Source organism: Hydrogenophaga sp. T66 (assembly GCF_057219855.1).
Genome location: NZ_JBXVVX010000002.1, coordinates 261,549 through 279,302, shown reverse-complemented (window position 1 = coordinate 279,302; position 17,754 = coordinate 261,549). Strand labels below are relative to the sequence as shown.

The 17,754-nt window shown below is 70.4% G+C and carries 14 protein-coding genes and 1 tRNA gene; 11 read left to right on the top strand and 4 right to left on the bottom strand.

What is annotated here, in order from left to right; genetic code table 11:
- Window positions 1-23 precede the first annotated feature (23 nt).
- Window positions 24-6,230: a hybrid sensor histidine kinase/response regulator gene (locus AC2D80_RS10305; RefSeq protein WP_484632928.1), complete on the top strand. Its 6,207-nt coding sequence runs from the start codon at window positions 24-26 to the stop codon at window positions 6,228-6,230.
- A gap of 94 nt (window positions 6,231-6,324) precedes the next feature.
- On the opposite strand, the gene AC2D80_RS10300 is transcribed toward AC2D80_RS10305, so the two are convergent.
- Window positions 6,325-7,800 carry a cryptochrome/photolyase family protein gene (locus AC2D80_RS10300; RefSeq protein ID WP_484632927.1) on the bottom strand — a complete coding sequence of 492 codons (1,476 nt, stop codon included), beginning with the start codon at window positions 7,798-7,800 and terminating at the stop codon, window positions 6,325-6,327.
- A 52-nt stretch (window positions 7,801-7,852) separates the two neighbouring features.
- Here AC2D80_RS10300 and AC2D80_RS10295 point away from each other — a divergent pair, with 52 nt between their 5' ends.
- The 6 genes from AC2D80_RS10295 to AC2D80_RS10270 are packed head-to-tail and all read left to right on the top strand — an operon-like array spanning window position 7,853 to window position 12,379.
- Window positions 7,853-8,458 carry a YqgE/AlgH family protein gene (locus tag AC2D80_RS10295; protein WP_484632926.1) on the top strand — a complete coding sequence of 202 codons (606 nt, stop codon included), beginning with the start codon at window positions 7,853-7,855 and terminating at the stop codon, window positions 8,456-8,458.
- A complete protein-coding gene (gene ruvX / locus AC2D80_RS10290) occupies window positions 8,451-8,864 on the top strand; it encodes a Holliday junction resolvase RuvX (protein ID WP_484632925.1) in 414 nt (137 codons plus the stop codon). Before AC2D80_RS10295 ends, ruvX begins: the two co-directional genes overlap by 8 nt.
- Complete coding sequence (gene pyrR, locus AC2D80_RS10285; protein ID WP_484632924.1) at window positions 8,861-9,376, top strand: bifunctional pyr operon transcriptional regulator/uracil phosphoribosyltransferase PyrR; 516 nt, start codon at window positions 8,861-8,863, stop codon at window positions 9,374-9,376. The genes ruvX and pyrR overlap by 4 nt, the downstream gene beginning before the upstream one ends.
- Entirely contained in the window at window positions 9,373-10,335 is a 963-nt protein-coding gene (locus tag AC2D80_RS10280) for an aspartate carbamoyltransferase catalytic subunit (protein WP_484632923.1), read from the top strand. Before pyrR ends, AC2D80_RS10280 begins: the two co-directional genes overlap by 4 nt.
- Window positions 10,332-11,642, top strand: a complete 1,311-nt coding sequence (locus AC2D80_RS10275; protein WP_484632922.1) for a dihydroorotase — start codon at window positions 10,332-10,334, stop codon at window positions 11,640-11,642. The genes AC2D80_RS10280 and AC2D80_RS10275 overlap by 4 nt, the downstream gene beginning before the upstream one ends.
- Complete coding sequence (locus AC2D80_RS10270; RefSeq protein WP_484632921.1) at window positions 11,639-12,379, top strand: lysophospholipid acyltransferase family protein; 741 nt, start codon at window positions 11,639-11,641, stop codon at window positions 12,377-12,379. The genes AC2D80_RS10275 and AC2D80_RS10270 overlap by 4 nt, the downstream gene beginning before the upstream one ends.
- Window positions 12,380-12,405: 26 nt before the next feature.
- Here the strand turns inward: AC2D80_RS10270 and AC2D80_RS10265 are convergent, their stop codons facing one another.
- The gene (locus AC2D80_RS10265) at window positions 12,406-13,050 is read right to left on the bottom strand and encodes a glutathione S-transferase (RefSeq protein ID WP_484632920.1); all 645 of its coding nucleotides are present in this window, start codon (window positions 13,048-13,050) and stop codon (window positions 12,406-12,408) included.
- 131 nt (window positions 13,051-13,181) lie between these two features.
- Here AC2D80_RS10265 and AC2D80_RS10260 point away from each other — a divergent pair, with 131 nt between their 5' ends.
- Complete coding sequence (locus tag AC2D80_RS10260; RefSeq protein WP_484632919.1) at window positions 13,182-13,550, top strand: hypothetical protein; 369 nt, start codon at window positions 13,182-13,184, stop codon at window positions 13,548-13,550.
- Window positions 13,551-13,674: 124 nt separating this feature from the next.
- Complete coding sequence (locus tag AC2D80_RS10255; RefSeq protein WP_484632918.1) at window positions 13,675-14,190, top strand: copper chaperone PCu(A)C; 516 nt, start codon at window positions 13,675-13,677, stop codon at window positions 14,188-14,190.
- Window positions 14,191-14,227: 37 nt separating this feature from the next.
- Here AC2D80_RS10255 and AC2D80_RS10250 read toward each other — a convergent pair whose 3' ends face one another.
- Window positions 14,228-15,349 carry an ABC transporter ATP-binding protein gene (locus AC2D80_RS10250; RefSeq protein WP_484632917.1) on the bottom strand — a complete coding sequence of 374 codons (1,122 nt, stop codon included), beginning with the start codon at window positions 15,347-15,349 and terminating at the stop codon, window positions 14,228-14,230.
- Between the two features lie 157 nt (window positions 15,350-15,506).
- Here AC2D80_RS10250 and AC2D80_RS10245 point away from each other — a divergent pair, with 157 nt between their 5' ends.
- Together AC2D80_RS10245 and AC2D80_RS10240 are read left to right on the top strand one after the other, a co-directional pair.
- Window positions 15,507-17,114, top strand: coding sequence for an ABC transporter permease (locus AC2D80_RS10245; RefSeq protein WP_484632916.1), 1,608 nt, complete (start codon window positions 15,507-15,509; stop codon window positions 17,112-17,114).
- A gap of 170 nt (window positions 17,115-17,284) precedes the next feature.
- Window positions 17,285-17,629, top strand: coding sequence for a hypothetical protein (locus AC2D80_RS10240; RefSeq protein WP_484632915.1), 345 nt, complete (start codon window positions 17,285-17,287; stop codon window positions 17,627-17,629).
- Window positions 17,630-17,635: 6 nt separating this feature from the next.
- Here the strand turns inward: AC2D80_RS10240 and AC2D80_RS10235 are convergent.
- Window positions 17,636-17,710 (bottom strand) — tRNA-Arg (locus AC2D80_RS10235).
- Between the last annotated feature and the right edge of the window lie 44 nt (window positions 17,711-17,754).

Sequence of the window (17,754 nt, the reverse complement as noted above, 5' to 3'; positions counted from 1 at the left end):
GAACGTCGTCTCACTGACCCACCATGCTCGATTCGCACGACCCGGCGTCCCATGCCCCTGTTCTCAATGACCTAGGGCCGCTGGCCTGGGTGTTCGAGGAGCTGCGAAAGTCGCTGGATTCGGCCAACAAGGCCATCCGGCGCTTCTTGCGGGAGCACGAGCAGTCCCGCCAGAGCGACCTCGAGGCGGTGGATGCCTCGGCCTTGCGCATGGCGCGCCAGCAGATCCATCAGGCGGTGGGCGCGCTGGAGGTGGTCGGCCTGGCTGCCCCGGCGCAGGTGTTGCGGGGCATGGAAGCGGCGGTCCAGCGCTTTGTCCAGCGACCGTTGACCTGCACCGACGAAGCGGCCGCCAAGGTGGAGCGGGCCAGTTTCGCCCTGATCGAGTTCCTTGAAGCGGTGCTCAACGGCAAGACGGTGCACCCGGTTGGCTTGTTCCCTCAGTACCGCGACGTTCAAGAGATCGCGGGTGCCGAGCGCGTCCATCCGGCCGATCTGTGGCCACTCGATCCCCGCGGCGTGGATCTGCCCGCGCCTTCGGGAGCCAACCCTTTGCAGCCCAGCGCCGCACTGCGCTCGATGTTCGATCGGCTGATCCTGCTGGTGGTCAAGACGCAGAGTCTGGCTTCTGCCCAGCAACTGGCCCGTCTGTGCACCGGCTTGGCCGCCGGGGCGTCGCATCCGCGCGTCATCACGTTCTGGCGCGTCGCTGCGGCCCACTTCGAGGCCATCGGGCACCAGTTGGTGCCCGCCGATTTGTACGCCAAGCGAGCGACCTCCCGCGTCCTGTTGCAGTTCAACGCACTGTCCCAGCCGCAGCCACAGGTGTCGGAGACGCTGCTGCACGACATGCTGTTCTTCTGTGCTCAGGCTGAGCCGAAGGACCCGGCCCGCACGCCCCAGCTGGTGTTCGTGCGGCAGGCGTATGGCATTGCGCAGGAGCGGGGCGTCGACTACCACCGCGCCACCCTCGGTCAGTATGACCCGGCCTTGCTCGTGCAGGCCCGCAAGCGCATCAACGCGGCGAAGGAGGCCTGGTCTCTCTTCTCCGGCGGTGACCGCAGCCGAGGTCGCCAGGTGCAAGAGCAGTTTGGCCTGATCGGTGAGTCGCTCCTCAAGCTGCATCCCGCCAGCCAGCACCTGGCCTCGACCTTGGTCCGCGCCGCAGAACGCGCGGTCAACGAGTCCGGCGGTGTGTCGCCCGAACTGGCGATGGAAGTTGCCACGACCACCCTCTATCTGGAGGCTGTATTTGAGGATTTCGACCCCCAGTCGCCCGAGCTGACCGACCGCACCCAGGCGCTGGCGCAGCGTCTGCAGGGGGTGCTCTCGGGCGAGCCGGCCCGGCCGCTGGACCCTTGGATGGAGCAGCTGTACCGGCGCGTCAGCGATCGGCAGACCATGGGCAGCGTGGTCGGCGAGCTCAAGGTGTCTCTCGGCGAGATCGAGAAATCGTTGGACCAGTTCTTCCGGACCCCAGACGACAAATCGGGCTTGCATGTGGCGGTGGCCCAACTCACTCAGATGCGTGGCGTGTTGTCGGTGTTGGGTCTTGACCATGCGGTCCAGACCGTCGCCCGCATGCGCACCGTGGTTGAGCAGATCCTCGACACCGAAGTCGATGAGTCCCAAGCCCGAGGCGCCGGCACGTTCCAGAACCTGGGCAACAACCTCAGCGCGTTGAGCTTCCTCGTGGACATGCTCAATTACCAGCCGGCGCTGGCCAAGAAGCTGTTTCGCTTCGACGACGCAGAGGGTGAGCTCAAGCCGGTCATGGGCCGGACCGCGCCGGTGGAGTCTGCGCGCACCGCGGCCGCGCAAGACGCGCAGGCGCTGCACGAAGGTGTCGAGCGCATCGTCGACAGCGTATTTGGCGGCCTGGAGTTGTCGGACCTGGGGGATCAGCTGGATGCCCTGGCCTCGCAGGCGGCGCTCGCCGAGCAACCTGCGGTGGCGCGCGCTGCCCGGGAGGCGGCGCAGGCCGTGATCAACCAGGACGCCCAGGCTGGCGCTCAAGCGCTGGTGGGGCTGACTGAGCAGGTGGCGGAAGCGGCGCAGCCGCCAGCGCCACCGGCGCCGGCCCCCGCCCCGGCGTCGGACGACGCCGACGATGATCTTCTGGACATCTTCCTGGAAGAGGCGCGCGAAGTCGTGGCCAATGGGGCGGCTGCGGTGCAGGCCCTGGCCGATGAGCCCGGCAGCCTGGAGCACCTGACCACGCTGCGGCGGGCGTTCCACACGCTCAAGGGCAGCTCCCGCATGGTGGGCCTCAACGAGTTCGGAGAAGCGGCCTGGCAAATGGAGCAGTTGCTCAATGCCGTTCTGGCCGAGCAGAAGCCGGCGTCGGCAGCGTTGCAAGACCTGGCGCGCGATGCGCTGATCCGCTTCGGCGCCTGGGTGGAGGCCATCGCGGACCACGATGCCGACGGCTGGTCGGCCCAACCGTTCCGTGCAAGCGCGCAGGCCCTGAAGGACGAGGATCGCTTCCTGCCCTTGGGATTCCCGGCCGATGGCGCTGACGGCGGTTCCGTTGACCCCGCACCGCGAGCGGAAGCCAGCCTTGAGGTGCCGGTCGACAACGCACCGCCGGCCGAGCGCGTGGTACCGATGCCGCCGATGGACGCCGCGCCGATGCTGGCGGATATCGACTTTGCGGCCATCGGCCAGGTCGCTGAAGCCACCGACCCGGCGCCCTCGGTGGTGCCTCCGGACGCAGCCGCGGAGGCCTTGCCCGATCTCGGCTTTGATCTGCCGCTGGACGCCGGCGCCATCGAGGTGATCGATGCCCAAGCTCTGGTCCCCAGCAGCGAGGGCGCCGCGGAAATGGCCGCCTCCGATGTCGACGTGCCGGCGGCCGCCGACCGGCAGGACGCCGTAGCGACCGAGGCGCCGCGCCCGGTGGCTCACGACGAGTTCATCGGTGCCGAGGCGCTGGAGTGGGCGGTGCTCGAGCCCGGCGATGAGCCGGAGGCCGCAGCCTTGGTCGATGCACCCGCACCCGCACCCGCATCCGCGTCCACCGCGGCACCGGCCACGGTCTCGCCCGGTGATTCGTCCGTTGAACCGCCGGTGGCAGAACTGGCCGCTGAGCCGGTGCCAACGCCGGATGCCGCGTCGGGTGACGCGCCGGCTGATGTGGGGGCTCATGTGGGGGTTGATGCCCCGGCTGAGACGCCTGTCGACGAGCAGACCCGCGTCATTGGGTCGCTTCACATTCCGCTCAAGCTCTACAACGTGTACTTGAACGAGGCCGACGAGTGGTCGCGCCGTCTCAACACGGCGCTCGTCGAATGGAGCCTCGAGCAGCACGAACCCATTCCCTCGTCGTGCGAAGCGTGGGCGCACTCGCTGGCCGGCAGTTCGGCCACGGTCGGCTTCGACGCCCTGTCGCAGATCGCCCGTGCGCTGGAACACGCGATCGGTGCCGTGGCCTTGCGCCAGGCCGATGGCATCGCTCCTCCCGCCGGGGCGGCCCCTTTGTTTGTCAAGGCATCCGACGACGTGCGTCGGCTGTTGCACCAGTTCGCCGCCGGCTTCCTCAAGGAGCCCGATGCCACCCTGTTGGCGGCACTTCATGACGTGCTGACAGCGGCGCCGTCGGTGACCGAGGCTTCGTCCGCCGGGGATGCGCTCCCCGCATCGCCGAGCGCCGACGAACCGACCGCCGATGAGCCTGTTGCCGAAGCGGCTGTCGATGGGCCGCTGACCGTTTCGGCGGGGGAGCTGATCGCTGACCTCAGCGCCGAACTGGCGCCGGTGTTCCCCGCTGCCGCGGCGCAGACCGCCACGCCCACCGGCGCAGCGCCGCTGGCCCCGGTGGTGGAACCGAGTTTTGCCGTGCCGACCGCGCCGGTCGTGCCCCACGAAGTCCAGGACATCGACGACGACATCGATGCCGTCGACAGCATCGACATCGATCTGTTTCCGATCTTTGAAGAAGAGGCGCAGGAACTGTTGCCCAAGCTCGCCGGCGCGCTGCGTCAGTGGGTGGCTCGGCCCGACAACGCCAGCGCCCGTGTGGAGGTGCTGCGCAACCTGCACACGCTCAAAGGCAGCGCCCGACTGGCCGGTGCCTTGCGGCTGGGCGAGATGGCGCACCGGATGGAAACCAGTGCCGAGCGCCTGACCGGCGACGCCCTGAGCAGCGCTGATCTGGATCCGCTGGTGCAGGCGCTGGACGGCATCCAGACGCGCTTCGACGTGTTGCGCCGGGCCGATCATCAGGTGGCGGATCTGGTTCATGCCTTGCCCGAATCGCCCGCGGCGTCGGCGCCCGTTGCGCCGGTGGCTGAATCCCCGGCGGTACCGGCGCAGACCGGCGGCGTGACCGCCTCGACGGTTCTGGCGCCAACCGCGGTGGTGCCGGTGGCGGCGCGCGCTGGCGCGGCCGTGCGTGTGCGGCCGGAACTGCTTGACCGGCTGGTCAACCAAACCGGCGAGGTGATGATCACCCGTTCCCGCATGGAGGCCGAACTGGTGGCCCTGCGCTCTTCGCTGAAGGACCTCACCGGCAACCTGGATCGACTGCGCGGCCAGCTGCGCGACATCGAGCTGCAGGCCGAAACCCAGATGCAGTCCCGCCTGGCGCAGGCGCGCGACGCCGACCAGTCGTTCGACCCCCTGGAGTTCGACCGCTTCACGCGAGTGCAGGAACTCACCCGCATGATGGCCGAGTCGGTCAACGACGTGGCCACCGTGCACCGCAACCTGCAGCGCGCGGTGGAGACCACCGAAGACAACCTCATTGCCCAGGCGCGGCAGACCCGCGAACTGCAGCGCGATCTGCTGCGCACCCGGATGGTGGAGTTTGAAGGCATCTCCGAGCGCCTGTACCGCGTGGTGCGGCAGGCGTCCAAGGAGACGGGCAAGCAGGTTCGCCTGGACATCACCGGCGGCCAGATCGAAATGGACCGCGGCGTGCTCGACCGGATGACCGCCGCGTTCGAGCACCTGCTGCGCAACCACGTGGCCCATGGCATTGAGGCGCCGGACGTGCGGTTGGCCAAAGGGAAACCGGCCGAAGGACAGATTGAAATCCGGCTGGCCCAGGAGCTCAACGACGTCTCGGTGGTGTTTTCCGACGACGGCGCTGGCCTGGACCTCCCGCGGCTGCGCGAGAAAGGCCGGCTGGCCGGCATCGTGCCGTACGGGGCGGAGCTGGCTGATGACGAGGCCGCGCAGTTGATCTTCGAACCCGGTATCAGCACCGCGCAGGCGGTGTCGGAACTCGCGGGCCGCGGCATCGGCATGGACGTGGTGCGCAGCGACGTGTTGGCGCTCGGTGGTCGCATCGTCACCGCCACCGAGGCGGGCCGCGGGACGAGCTTCACGCTCGTGCTGCCGCTGACCACCGCTGTGACCCAGGTGGTGATGGTGCGGGCCGGCGATCTGACGCTGGGCGTGCCCTCGAACCTCGTGGAGTTGGTCCGTCGTGTGTCGGTGGCCGAGCTGGAGCAGGCGTATGCGACCGGCCAGCTCACCTACGGCAGCGAGCAGGTGCCCTTCTATTGGTCGGGCGCGTTGCTGCAGCACTCGCCCAAGTCCCTGGAAGCCCAGGCGCGCACGCTGCCGGTGGTGGTGTTCCGAAGCGCGGCGCAGCGCGTCGCCATGCACGTGGACGAGGTGCTGGGCAGCCAGGAAGTGGTGGTGAAGAACCTCGGTGCCCAGCTCTCCCGCCTGCCCGGTCTGGCGGGTATGTCCGTGCTGGCCTCGGGCGCGGTAGCGCTCATCTACAACCCGGTGGCGCTGGCGGCGGTGTACGGCGCCCAGGTGCCGCAGTGGGTGGCGGCCCACGCCGCGACCACCGACACCGCGGTGCCCGATGTGGCGGTCGAGGCCGCGACGACGACGGTACCGCTGGTGCTGGTGGTGGACGACTCGATCACGGTGCGCCGCGTCACGCAACGCCTGCTGCAGCGCGAAGGCTACCGCGTGGCGCTGGCGGCCGACGGCCTGCAGGCGTTGGAGCGGCTGCAGTCGGAGCGCCCGGCGGTGGTGTTGTCCGACATCGAAATGCCACGCATGGACGGTTTCGACCTGGTGCGCAACATCCGCGCCGATGCGGCGCTGGCCGGGTTGCCGGTGATCATGATCACCTCGCGCATCGCCGAAAAGCACCGCGAACACGCCCGTGAACTGGGCGTGGACCATTACCTCGGCAAGCCCTACTCGGAAGACGATCTGCTGGCGCTGGTGTCGCGCTACGCCAAGGCGGAGGCCGCTGCGACCTGAGGCCCAGACGGCGCCGCCGATGACGAGGCCCGCCGCGTGCGGGCCTTTTCTCTGGTGTCGGTCGTGTGGCCCGTGCGTGTGCCGCCGCCGACACTCAGGCCGGCTTTTTCACCACCGCATAGCGCGCGAGTGTTCGCTCGCGGGCCTCGGCGTGGTCGACCACCGGTCGGGGATAGGTGTCGCCCAACACGACACCGGCGCCCTGCAACTCCAGGGCGCGGGCGGTCCAGGGGGCGTGCAGCGCGGCGTCGGGCAGGCTGGCGAGGGCGGGCAGGTAGCGGCGGATGAAGCGGCCCTGCGGGTCGAATTTTTCGCTCTGGCTGACCGGGTTGAAGATGCGGAAATAGGGTTGCGCATCGCAACCGCTCGAACTGGCCCATTGCCAGCCGCCGTTGTTGGCGGCGAGGTCGAAGTCGATGAGCTTTTCGGCAAAGTAGCGCTCGCCCCATCGCCAGTGGAGTCCCAGGTCCTTGACCAGAAAACTGGCGGTGACCATGCGCAGGCGGTTGTGCATGTAGCCGGTCTGGTTGAGCTGGTGCATGGCGGCGTCCACCAGCGGGTAGCCGGTGCGGCCCTCGCACCACGCCGCGTACAAGGCCTCGGCGGGCTTTCCCTGCTCAAAACGGATCGTGTCGTACTCCGGCTTGAAGGCGCGCTCGACCACGTGCGGGAAGTTCGCCAGGATCTGGTGGTAGAAGTCGCGCCAGATGAGTTCGGACAGCCAGGTGCTGGCGCCGGCGATGCCCTGCAGGTGCATCGGATGGGCCAGCCGCGCGAGCTGACGGACCGACACGGTGCCGAAACGCAGGTGCACGCTCAGGTAGCTCGGGCCTTTCACGGCGGGAAAGTCGCGCGCCTCCTGGTAACGCTCGATGCGCTCCGTGAAGTCAGTCAGCAGCCGCTGGCCGCCCGCGCTGCCGGGGGGCATGGGCAGCTGCGACAGGTTGGTGGGCGCAAAGCCGATGTCGGCCAGCGTGGGAACCGGGTGTCTGAGGTCGCCGGGGCGGTCAGCGAGCGCGGCGGCGTGCGGTGCGATCGGGTGTTCGGCGAGGTCGGCCGGGGTGAGGCGGCGCAGCCACGCGTTTTTGTAGGGGGTAAAGACGCCGAACGCGTGACCTGCCTGGGTGAGCACCTCGCGCCGCTCGAAGATGACGTGATCCTTGAACGTGCGCCAGGCCATGCCCGCGTGGGCCAGTGCGCCGAGCACCTGGGCGTCGCGGGCGAGGGCGGCGGGTTCGTCATCGTGGTTGGCAAACACCGCTTGCACCCCCAGCCGCTGCGCCAACGCCGGGATCGCGTGGGCCGCGCGGTCGTGGAGCACGATCAGGCCGGCGGCGGCGTGGCCGTGGGGTGCCGCCAGCGCGCGGAGCTGAGCGTCGAGGTCGACGAGCGATTCGCGGATGAATTCGACGCGGCGGTCCGCCCGCGGCAGCGGGTCGAGGATGTCGCGGTCGAACACGAACACGCACCACACGCGCCGGCTGCTGGACAGCGCGTGGTGCAGGGCGGCGTGGTCGTGCGCGCGCAGGTCGCGGCGGAACCAGACAAGGGCGCTGTCGAAGGAGGTCATGGGCGGACTGGGGTATCCCGGGCGCCAGGGAGGGGCGGCTTAAAATTCCCGGATGGCCGACGATTCTGCCCCCATCAACCTGACCAATCATTTCCTGATTGCGATGCCCGGCCTGAGCGATGAGCTTTTTGGGCGCAGCGTGGTTTTCATGTGTGAACACAGCGAGCGCGGCGCGCTGGGGCTGGTCATCAACAAGCCCAGCGACATCCGCGTGCCCCGCCTGTTCGAGAAAGTGGATCTCACCCTGGGGCGCGACGATCTGGTCGACACACCGGTGTTTCAGGGCGGGCCGGTGCAGACCGAGCGCGGCTTTGTGCTGCACGAGGCGGTGTCCAGTGAGGCCGTGGGCGATGGCGAAGTCGAGTCGGTGTACGCGTCCACGCTCACGATCCCGGGTGGCCTGGAGATGACGACCTCGCGCGATGTGCTGGAAGCCATGGCCATGGGCGGCGGGCCGCGGCGGGTGTTCATCACGCTGGGCTACGCCTCGTGGGCCAAGGGGCAGCTCGAATCCGAACTCGCCGAGAACGCGTGGCTCACCGTGGCCGCTGACCGCGCCGTCATCTTCGACACGCCGGTGGAGCAGCGTTACGAGGCTGCGATGGGTCTGCTCGGCCTGCAGCCGTGGATGCTTGCGCCGGACGCCGGCCATGCCTGAACGGGTCATCGACCACCCCGTGACGGGCCAGACCTTTCTGGCCTTCGACCTGGGCCGGCGCCGCACCGGCGTGGCCACCGGCAATCGCCTGACCCGCACCGCCACGCCGCGGCCCACGCTGCGCGCCGAGGGAGACGCGCGCTGGGCCGCGATCACGCGGCTGCTGGCCGAGTGGCAACCCGACGCGCTGGTGGTGGGCGTGCCGCGCCACCCGGATGGCGCGCCGCACGAGATGACCGCCCACGCCCTGCGTTTTGCGCGCCAGCTGCGTGGGCGCACCGGGCTGCCGGTCCACGAGGTCGACGAGCGCTACACCACCACCGAGGCCCACAGCCTGGGCGCGGCGGATGCCGACGCGGCCGCGGCCTGCCTCATCCTTGAACAATTTCTGCGGAGCCTGCCGTGAGCACCCCTTCCCTTCCCGACGCCGAGGCGCTGTATGGCGCCTTGCGCGACCTGGTCGCCGACCACATCGGCCGTGCCGGCGTGCCGGTGCAGCTCGTGGGCATTGCCTCGGGCGGCGCCTGGATCGCCGAGCGTCTGCAGCGCGACCTGGGTCGTCCGGGGGCGGCCGGCGTGGTGTCGTCGTCCATGCACCGCGACGACTTCGCCCGCCGTGGTCTGGCCGCCAGCGCCCAGACCCAGCTCGGCTTCGACGTCAACGGCGCCCACGTGCTGCTGGTCGACGACGTCCTCTACACCGGCCGCACGCTGCGCGCGGTGATCAACGAGCTGTTTGACCACGGGCGCCCGGCCAGCGTGCGCCTGGCGGTGCTGGCCGACCGCGGCGGCCGCGAACTGCCGATCGAGCCCACGCTGTGTGCCGCCCGCCTGAGCGTGCCCAGCGGCCACTCGCTCGAACTCCGGCGCGCCGACGACGGCCGCCTCCACTTCCGGCTGGAGTCCCTGCAACCATGAGCCTGCGCCGCAATCCCCAGCTCAACAAGAATGGCGAGCTGATCCACCTGCTGTCCACCGAGGGGCTGTCGCGCGACATCCTCACCCACATCCTCGACACCGCGGCCAGCTTCACCAGCGTGAGCAACCGCGAGGTGAAAAAGGTGCCGCTGCTGCGCGGCAAGAGCGTGTTCAACCTGTTCTTCGAGAACAGCACCCGCACCCGCACCACCTTCGAGATCGCGGCCACGCGCTTGAGCGCCGACGTCATCAACCTGGACATCGCGCGCAGCTCCACCGCCAAGGGCGAGTCGCTGCTCGACACCATCGCCAACCTCAGCGCGATGGCGGCCGACATCTTCGTCGTGCGCCACAGCGAGTCGGGCGCGCCCTACCTGATCGCGCAGCACGTCGCCCCGCACGTGCACGTGGTCAACGCTGGCGACGGGCGCCACGCGCACCCCACGCAGGGCCTGCTCGACATGTTCACCATCCGCCACTACAAGCACGACTTCACGCGCCTGTCGGTGGCCATCGTGGGCGACGTGCTGCACTCGCGCGTCGCGCGCTCCGACATTCACGCGCTCACCACGCTGGGCTGCCCCGACGTGCGCGTCGTGGGTCCGCGCACGCTGGTGCCCAGTGACCTGTCGCACATGGGCGTGCGCGTGTGCCACACGCTCGAAGAAGGCATCCGGGACTGCGACGTGGTGATCGCGCTGCGCCTGCAGAACGAGCGCATGAGCGGCGCGCTGCTGCCGTCCAGCCAGGAGTATTTCAAGAGCTTTGGTCTCACGCCGGAGCGGCTGCGGTGGGCCAAGCCCGACGCGATCGTGATGCACCCGGGCCCGATCAACCGCGGTGTGGAGATCGATTCGGCCGTGGTGGACGGACCGCAGAGCGTGATCCTGCCGCAGGTCACCTTCGGCATCGCGGTGCGCATGGCCGTGATGAGCATCGTTGCCGGGAATGAAGCATGAAAATACTGATTCGCAACGGCCGTGTGATTGACCCCGCCAGTGGCCGCGACGAGATGGCCGACGTGGCCATCGCGGCGGGCCGCATCATCGCCATCGGCACGGTGGCGTCTGACTTTCACCCCGCGCGCACCGTCGATGCGACCGGTTGCGTGGTCGCGCCGGGCCTGGTGGATCTCGCGGTGCGTCTGCGCGAGCCCGGGCAGGAGCACGCCGGCATGCTGGAGAGCGAAACCGCCGCGGCCGTGGCGGGCGGGGTGACCTCGCTGGTCTGCCCGCCCGACACCGAGCCTGTGCTCGACGAGCCGGGTCTGGTGGACATGCTGAAGTTCCGGGCCGAGAAGCTGCACCGTTCGCGGGTGTTTCCGCTCGGTGCCCTCACCCGCGGCCTCAAGGGCGAGGTGCTGACCGAGATGGCCGAACTCACCGAATCGGGTTGCGTGGGCTTCGGCCAGGCCGAGGTGCCCATCGTCAACACGCAGGTGCTGCAGCGTGCGCTGCAGTACGCGGCGACGTTTGGCTTCACCGTCTGGCTGCGGCCGCAGGACGCGTGGCTGGGCAAGGGCGTGGCCGCCAGCGGTCCGCTGGCCACGCGCCTCGGCCTGCCGGGTGTGCCGGCGGCGGCGGAGAGCATTGCGCTGCACACGTTGTTCGAGCTGATGCGCGGCATCAAGGCGCCGGGGCTTCGCGTGCACCTGTGCCGTGTGAGCAGTGCGGCCGGCGTGGCGCTGGTGCGCGCGGCCAAGGCCGAGGGCCTGCCGGTGACTTGCGACGTCAGCGTGCACAACCTGCACCTCACCGACATCGACATCGGTTACTACGACAGCCGCTACCGCCTGCAGCCGCCGCTGCGCCAGCAGCGCGACCGCGACGCGCTGCGAGCCGCGCTGGCCGACGGCACGATCGACGCGCTCGTCTCCGACCACCACCCGGTCGACGCCGATGCCAAGACGCTGCCATTTGCCGAGGCCGAGCCGGGGGCGACCGCGGTCGAGCTGCTGCTGGGCCTGGCCTGCCGCTGGGCGCAGCAGGAAGGCCTGGGCCTGATGCAGGCGCTGGCGGTGCTGACCAGCGGGCCGCAGCGCGTGCTGGGCGCCAGCCTGGGCACGCTCCAGGCCAGCGTCGGCCAGCTCAGTGTGGGCGGGATGGCCGATCTGGTGGTGTTCGATCCGGCGCGCGATGTCGCGGTGAACCCCGCGCGCCTGCGCAGCCAGGGCAAGCACACGCCGTTCGAAGGCCACGAGCTGCCCGGCGCGGTGCGCGCCACGCTGGTGGCCGGTCAGGTCGCGTTCCAGGCCGACGCCGCGTGAAGTCGCTGCGCGCGCTGGTGAGGTTGCTGCAGGCCGCGGCACACGTGCTGGCGGGCCTGTGGACCATCCGCACGCGCTTTCACCGGCTGGACGCCGACGCCTGTGCCGTCGAGGTGCAGCGCTGGTCGGCTCGCATGCTCGCCATCATGGGCGTGGCGCTGCGGGTGCAGGGCGAGGTGCCCGAGCGTGGGCCGCTGCTGCAGGTGGCCAACCACCTCAGCTGGCTCGACATCCTGGTGATGAACGCAGCGCGGCCCAGCCGGTTTGTTTCCAAGGCCGACGTCCAGCGCTGGCCCGTGCTGGGTTTGCTGATCACCGGCGCGGGCACGCTGTACATCGAGCGGGAAAGCCGGCGCGATGCGATGCGCGTGGTGCACCGTGTGGCCGAACGCCTCCGCGCGGGCGATGTGATTTCCGTGTTCCCGGAAGGCACCACCGGCGACGGCAGCGAGCTGCTGACCTTTCACGCCAACCTGTTCCAGGCCGCGATCTCGGCCGAAGCACCGGTGATGCCGGTGGCGCTGCGCTTCGTCCACGCCGAGACCGGCGCGCCGCATCCGGCGCCGGTGTTCGTGGGCGACACCACCCTGCTGGCGTCCATCTGGGCCACGCTGCGGGCCGACGGCGTGTGCGCGGTGGTGCGCTTCGGCGTGGCCGAAGACTGCCTGGGTCGCGACCGCCGCACCTGGGCGCAGGGCATGCGCGCCGAGGTGCAGCGCCTGCTGGACCTCGGCTGAGCCCGCCGCACGGGCGGGCGCGGGCCTCAGCGCTTGCTGCGGCTCATCATGAGTTCGGTGTTGGTCTTGCGGTCCGCGTTGACCTTCACCACCGACGCGCGCTCGTTCAGGCGCTTGAGGTAGTCGCGCACCGGCAGCTCGGCCAGGTAGTCGCGACCGTAGATCACCTTGGTGGCCAGACCGACCAGCGGCAAATGCACCGCCGCGGCGCAGTCGGCCAGCGTGAACTGTTCACCCGCAATGAAGGGCGAGAACCGCGCCAGCTTGGCGAACGCGGCGATGTTCTTTTCCAGCTGCTGGCCGGTTTTCTCCTTGGCCGCGTCGCTCACCTTGCCGCCGAAAAAGGCCTCGGGATACAGGTTGCGCGCCACGAGTTCGAGGTGCAGTTCGAGGTAACGGGTGAGCTCACGCACCTTGGCGCGCTCGAAGGCGTCGGCGGGCAGCAGCGGCACCTGGGGGAAGGCGTCTTCGATGTATTCAAGGATGACGGTGGATTCCGACAGCGGGCCGGCGGGCGTCTTGAGGTAGGGCACTTTGCCCAGCGGGCTGGCGGCCGGGTCGGTCTCGCCCACCCAGGCGAGCTCTTCCTCGAACGCGACGCCCTTTTCCAGCAGGGCGAGCTTGACTTTGTTGTAGTAGTTGCTGGCAGCGAATCCGCAGAGGGTGATCATGGGGTCTCCTGGCGCGAAGGCAGTTGGGAAGCCGGCATGGTAGGCCGACCCGTCCCGGCCGACCGTCGCTGAGACGACCGCGCCTTGCCGTACGCGCCCGCCGCCCACACCCCCACGGGTACACTGCCCGCATGTTTTCCCGCCTGCGTCACCACCGCCGCCGCACGGCCGCCGCCGTGCTGCTGGCGTGGTGCCTGGGACTGCTCCATCCGCTGGCGGCGCTCGCCGTGCCGGGCGCGGACCGGGCGCTGGTGTGCAGCGCCGCGGGCCTGGTCTGGGTGACGTTGGACGGCGAGGCGAATCCGGACAGCGCCGCGCCGGCGGTGAAGCATGTCGGCCTGTGTCCGGTTTGCGCGGTCGGCGGCGCCGCGGCGCCCCCGGCCGGTCTGACCGCCGCGGCGTTGCCCGACAACCCCCCGTGGGCACCCTCCCGGCAGACCCTGGCGGTCACCGGGGGCGACGACCGTGCCACGCCGCCGGTGCGCGCCCCGCCCGTCTGATCGGGGCCAATCGCCCCATCCGATACCCATGACGCCGCCCGCCGTGGGTGGGTGTTGCCGTTTCTTTTTTTCCATTGCAGGCGATGCGCCGGCCGTTCGAGGCGCCGGCGCCAAGGAGTTGATGATGATGTTTCGATCGAAGACGCTGTGGGGCGGCCTGGCCGCGTGGGGTGTGGCCGCGACGGTGTGGGCCCAGGCGGCCGCGCCGGTGGCGGTGAGCGACGCGTGGGTGCGGCCCACCGTGGCGCAGCAGAAGGCCACCGGTGCCTTCATGCAGCTGACGGCCCAGGTGCCGCTGAAGGTGGTGGCGGCGTCCTCGCCGGTGGCCGGCGTGACCGAGATCCACGAAATGGCGATGGACCGCGACGTGATGCGCATGCGCGCCGTGCCCGCGCTCGCCTTGCCGGCCGGCCAGACGGTGGCGCTCAAGCCGGGCGGCTACCACGTGATGCTGATGGACCTGAAGGCGCCGGTGAAGGCGGGCGATGTGGTGCCGCTGACGCTCACGCTCGAAGGCGCCGACGGCCAGCGCCAGACGCTGGAGGTCAAGGCCACGGCCCGCGCCGCTGCAGCAGCGGCGGGGGCCCACGACCATGGCAGCCACGGCAGCCATGGCGGCCACAGCGGCCACAAGCACTGAGCTGTTGGGGCGGGAGGCGGGTCGGGCGCGCGGGCGCTCAGCCCGCCGCCGGCGCGCCGCGGTGCACGCCGGGTGCCGGCGGGCTGGAAGCGCCGCCGCCGCGCTGGAAGGTGACCACGTGGTCCACCTGGGCGCGGATGCCGATCCACTCGCCCACGGCGTGGTCGTGGTGCGAGGGCACATGGGTCATCAGCGTTTCACCGCTGCCCAGCCGCAGCGTGTACAGAAACTCCGAGCCGCGAAACGCCTTGCGCAGGATCTGCGCCTTCACCGGCGCGTCGTCGTCGTGCACGATGTCGTCGGCCCGCAGCAGCACGTCGCACAGCCCGTCTTCGTAGGCGGTGGGCAACGGGCATTCCTCCACGTCCTGCAGTGGGCCCAGCGGCGTCTGCACCGACACCTCGCGCCCGTGTTGCAGGATCTGCGCCGGCGCGAACACGCCGTGGCCGATGAACTCGGCCACGAAGCGGGTGGCCGGCCGGTGGTAGAGCGCGTAGGCGTCGTCCCACTGGTGCAGGTGGCCGTCGTGCATCACGCCGATGCGGTCGCCGATGGCAAAGGCTTCGAGCTGGTCGTGGGTGACGAACAGCGCGGTGGCGTTGGCCGCCTTGAGGATGCCGCGCACCTCGTGCGCCAGGCGCTCGCGCAGGTCCACGTCGAGGTTGGAGAACGGCTCGTCGAGCAACAGCAGCCGCGGGTTGGGCGCCAGCGCCCGCGCCAGCGCGACGCGCTGCTGCTGGCCGCCGGAGAGCTCGTGGGGGTAGCGGGCGTGCAGCCCGTCCAGCCCCACCAGCCGCAGCACCTCCTGCACCCGCGCCTCGCGCTCGCGGCGGGGCAGGCGGTCGATGCCGAAGGCCACGTTGCGCGCCACGTCGAGGTGCGGAAACAGCGCGTAGTCCTGAAACACCATGCCGATGCGCCGCTGCTCGGCCGGCACATGGCGGCCCGCCTCGCTCACCGTCTCGCCGCCGAGCGCGATGCGCCCGCCGCTGGCGCGTTCCAGCCCGGCCACCGCGCGCAGCAGCGTGGTCTTGCCGCAGCCGGACGGCCCGATCAGCACACCGATCTCCCCCGCCCGCAGGCCCAGGCTCACGCCGTCCACCGCCGCGCTGGCGGCGCCGGCGTAGCGGACCTGAAGCTGGGAGACCTCTAAGAACATGGATTCGATTGTAGATAACTACAATTCTCATTTGTGTTGATCTGGGTCATGGCCGCGGGTCTTCGCGCCGGTCAAGCTGCCGCCGGCGGCCCCGGCCCACTCCGTTCAACGCCCGATCCCCCCGCGATCGCCGACCGATACCCGTCCCCGGATTCCCATGCTCCGCTGGCTGCCCCTGGCCGTCCTCGCCCTGATCGTTGCCTTGCTGGTCCTGCCGGTGCTGGCGCTGGGGGCGTCGTGGTTCTCGTTCGACGCCGCGGCCCGCGACGTGCTGGCGCAGATGGCGCAGACCGTGTTGCCGGACTATGTGGCGACCTCGCTCGTGCTGTGCCTGAGCGTGGCGGTGGGCGTGGCGCTGGTGGGCATGCTCAGCGCCTGCGCCGTCACGCTGTTCGACTTCCCCGGCCGCCGCACCTTCGAGTGGGCGCTGCTCCTGCCGCTGGCCATGCCGGCGTACGTGGTGGCCTACGCCTACACCGATTTCCTGCAGTTCAGCGGGCCGCTGCAGGTGGGGTTGCGCGAGACCTTCGGGCTGCAGGGCCGGCTGTTGCCCGAGGTGCGCAGCACGCCCGGGGCTGTGTGGGTGTTCACCTTCACCCTCTATCCCTATGTGTATTTGCTGGCGCGCACCGCGCTGGCCGAACGCGCGGCGCAGCTCATGGAAGCCGCGCGGCTGCTGGGCGCGCCGCTGTCGCGCCGCATCCGCGAGGTGGCCCTGCCGCTGGCCCGCCCGGCCGTGGCCGCCGGCGTGGCGCTGGCGCTGATGGAAACGCTGGCCGATTTCGGCGTGGCCAGCTATTTCGGCATCCAGACCTTCACCGCCGGCATCTACAAGGCCTGGCTGGCGATGGACAACCGCGTGGCCGCCGCGCAGCTCGCCACCCTGCTGCTGGCCACCGTGGCGCTGCTGCTCTGGCTGGAGCAGCGCGCCCAGCGGCGCATGCGCTTTGCCGCGCTGCGCGGCCAGCGGGCCGGCAGCGCCGAGGCCCAGCCGGTGCGCCTGCGCGGCGGCCGGGCGGCCCTGGCCGTCGCGCTGTGCGCGCTGCCGGTGCTGGCCGGTTTTGTGTTGCCGGTGCTGTTCATGCTGCGTCCGCTCATCGGCGGCTGGGGCGAGCTGCCGTGGTGCTCTTTTGTGCAATGGGCGCGGCACAGCGTGGTGCTGGCCGGCGTGTCGGCCCTGCTGGCCACCGGCCTGGCGCTGGCGCTGGCGTTTGCGCTGCGCGTGCGCCCCGGCCCGCTCACGCGCGGCAGCGTCCAGCTCGCCAGCCTGGGCTACGCCGTGCCCGGCGCGGTGGTCGTGGTGGGCCTGCTGCTGCCGGTGGGCTGGTGGCAGGCGGCGCGGCCCGATTCCACCGCCAGCTACTGGATCACGGCCACCGCGCTGGGCATCGTCTGGGCCTACCTGGTCCGCTTCACGGCGGTGGCGCTGCAGTCGGTGCAAAGCGGCTACGCCCGCGTGCCCCCCACGCTGGACGACTCCGCCCGCATGCTGGGCATCACCGGCCTGGGCCTGGCCCGGCGCGTGCACGCGCCCTTGCTGCGCCGCGCCACGCTGGCCGCGCTGCTGCTGGTGTTCGTGGACGTCATGAAGGAGCTGCCCGCCACGCTGGTGCTGCGGCCCTTCAACAGCGACACCCTCGCCGTCGTCACCTACCAGCTCGCCCGCGACGAGCGCCTGGGTGAAGCCGCGCTGCCCGCGCTGGCGCTGGTGCTGGTGGGGCTGGTCCCGGTGATCCTGCTCAGCCGCACGCTGCGCGCGCGCTGACGCCGAGGCCCGCCCAGCCGGACTACTGCCTTGGCCGTATGGGCCTGCCGGGCAGGTTCGCCGGAGCATGGACGGCCCCACCGCCCGGCTGCGGTGCACAGACCGCCTCGCGACCGTCCGGGGCGACGCAGGGAGATGCCGTCATCCACCGTTTCTTCACGGAGGCATCCATGCTGCAAGACCCCATTGATCTCATGAATTTCCTGCTTGACCTGGTGCTGGTCGCCATCGGCTTCTGGCTGGCGTGGAACGCCGTCGCCGCCCGGCTGAGCGGGCCTCTGGGTGGCGCCATGCGCCGCGTGTCGGCCGGGGCGTTGATCCTGGGTCTGGCCCACCTCACCGAAACCGTGCTTGACCAGCACTTTCATCTGCCGGTGGAGGTCAACGAGCTGACCCACCGCGTGGTCATCCTGGTGGGCTTCGTCATGATCGGCCTGGGCCTGGGCCGCATCAGCGGCGCGATCCGCCGCAACGCCGCGGCGCGCCAGGCGGCCGGCGCCGCCGCCCGGCCTTGAACGGCCTGGCACCACCAACAGGAATCGAACCTGTATCTAGCGCTTAGGAGGCGCTCGTTCTATCCATTGAACTATGGCGGCGCGGCGGCGGATTGTATCGGCCGGGGTGGGGCGCGCGGGTCGGC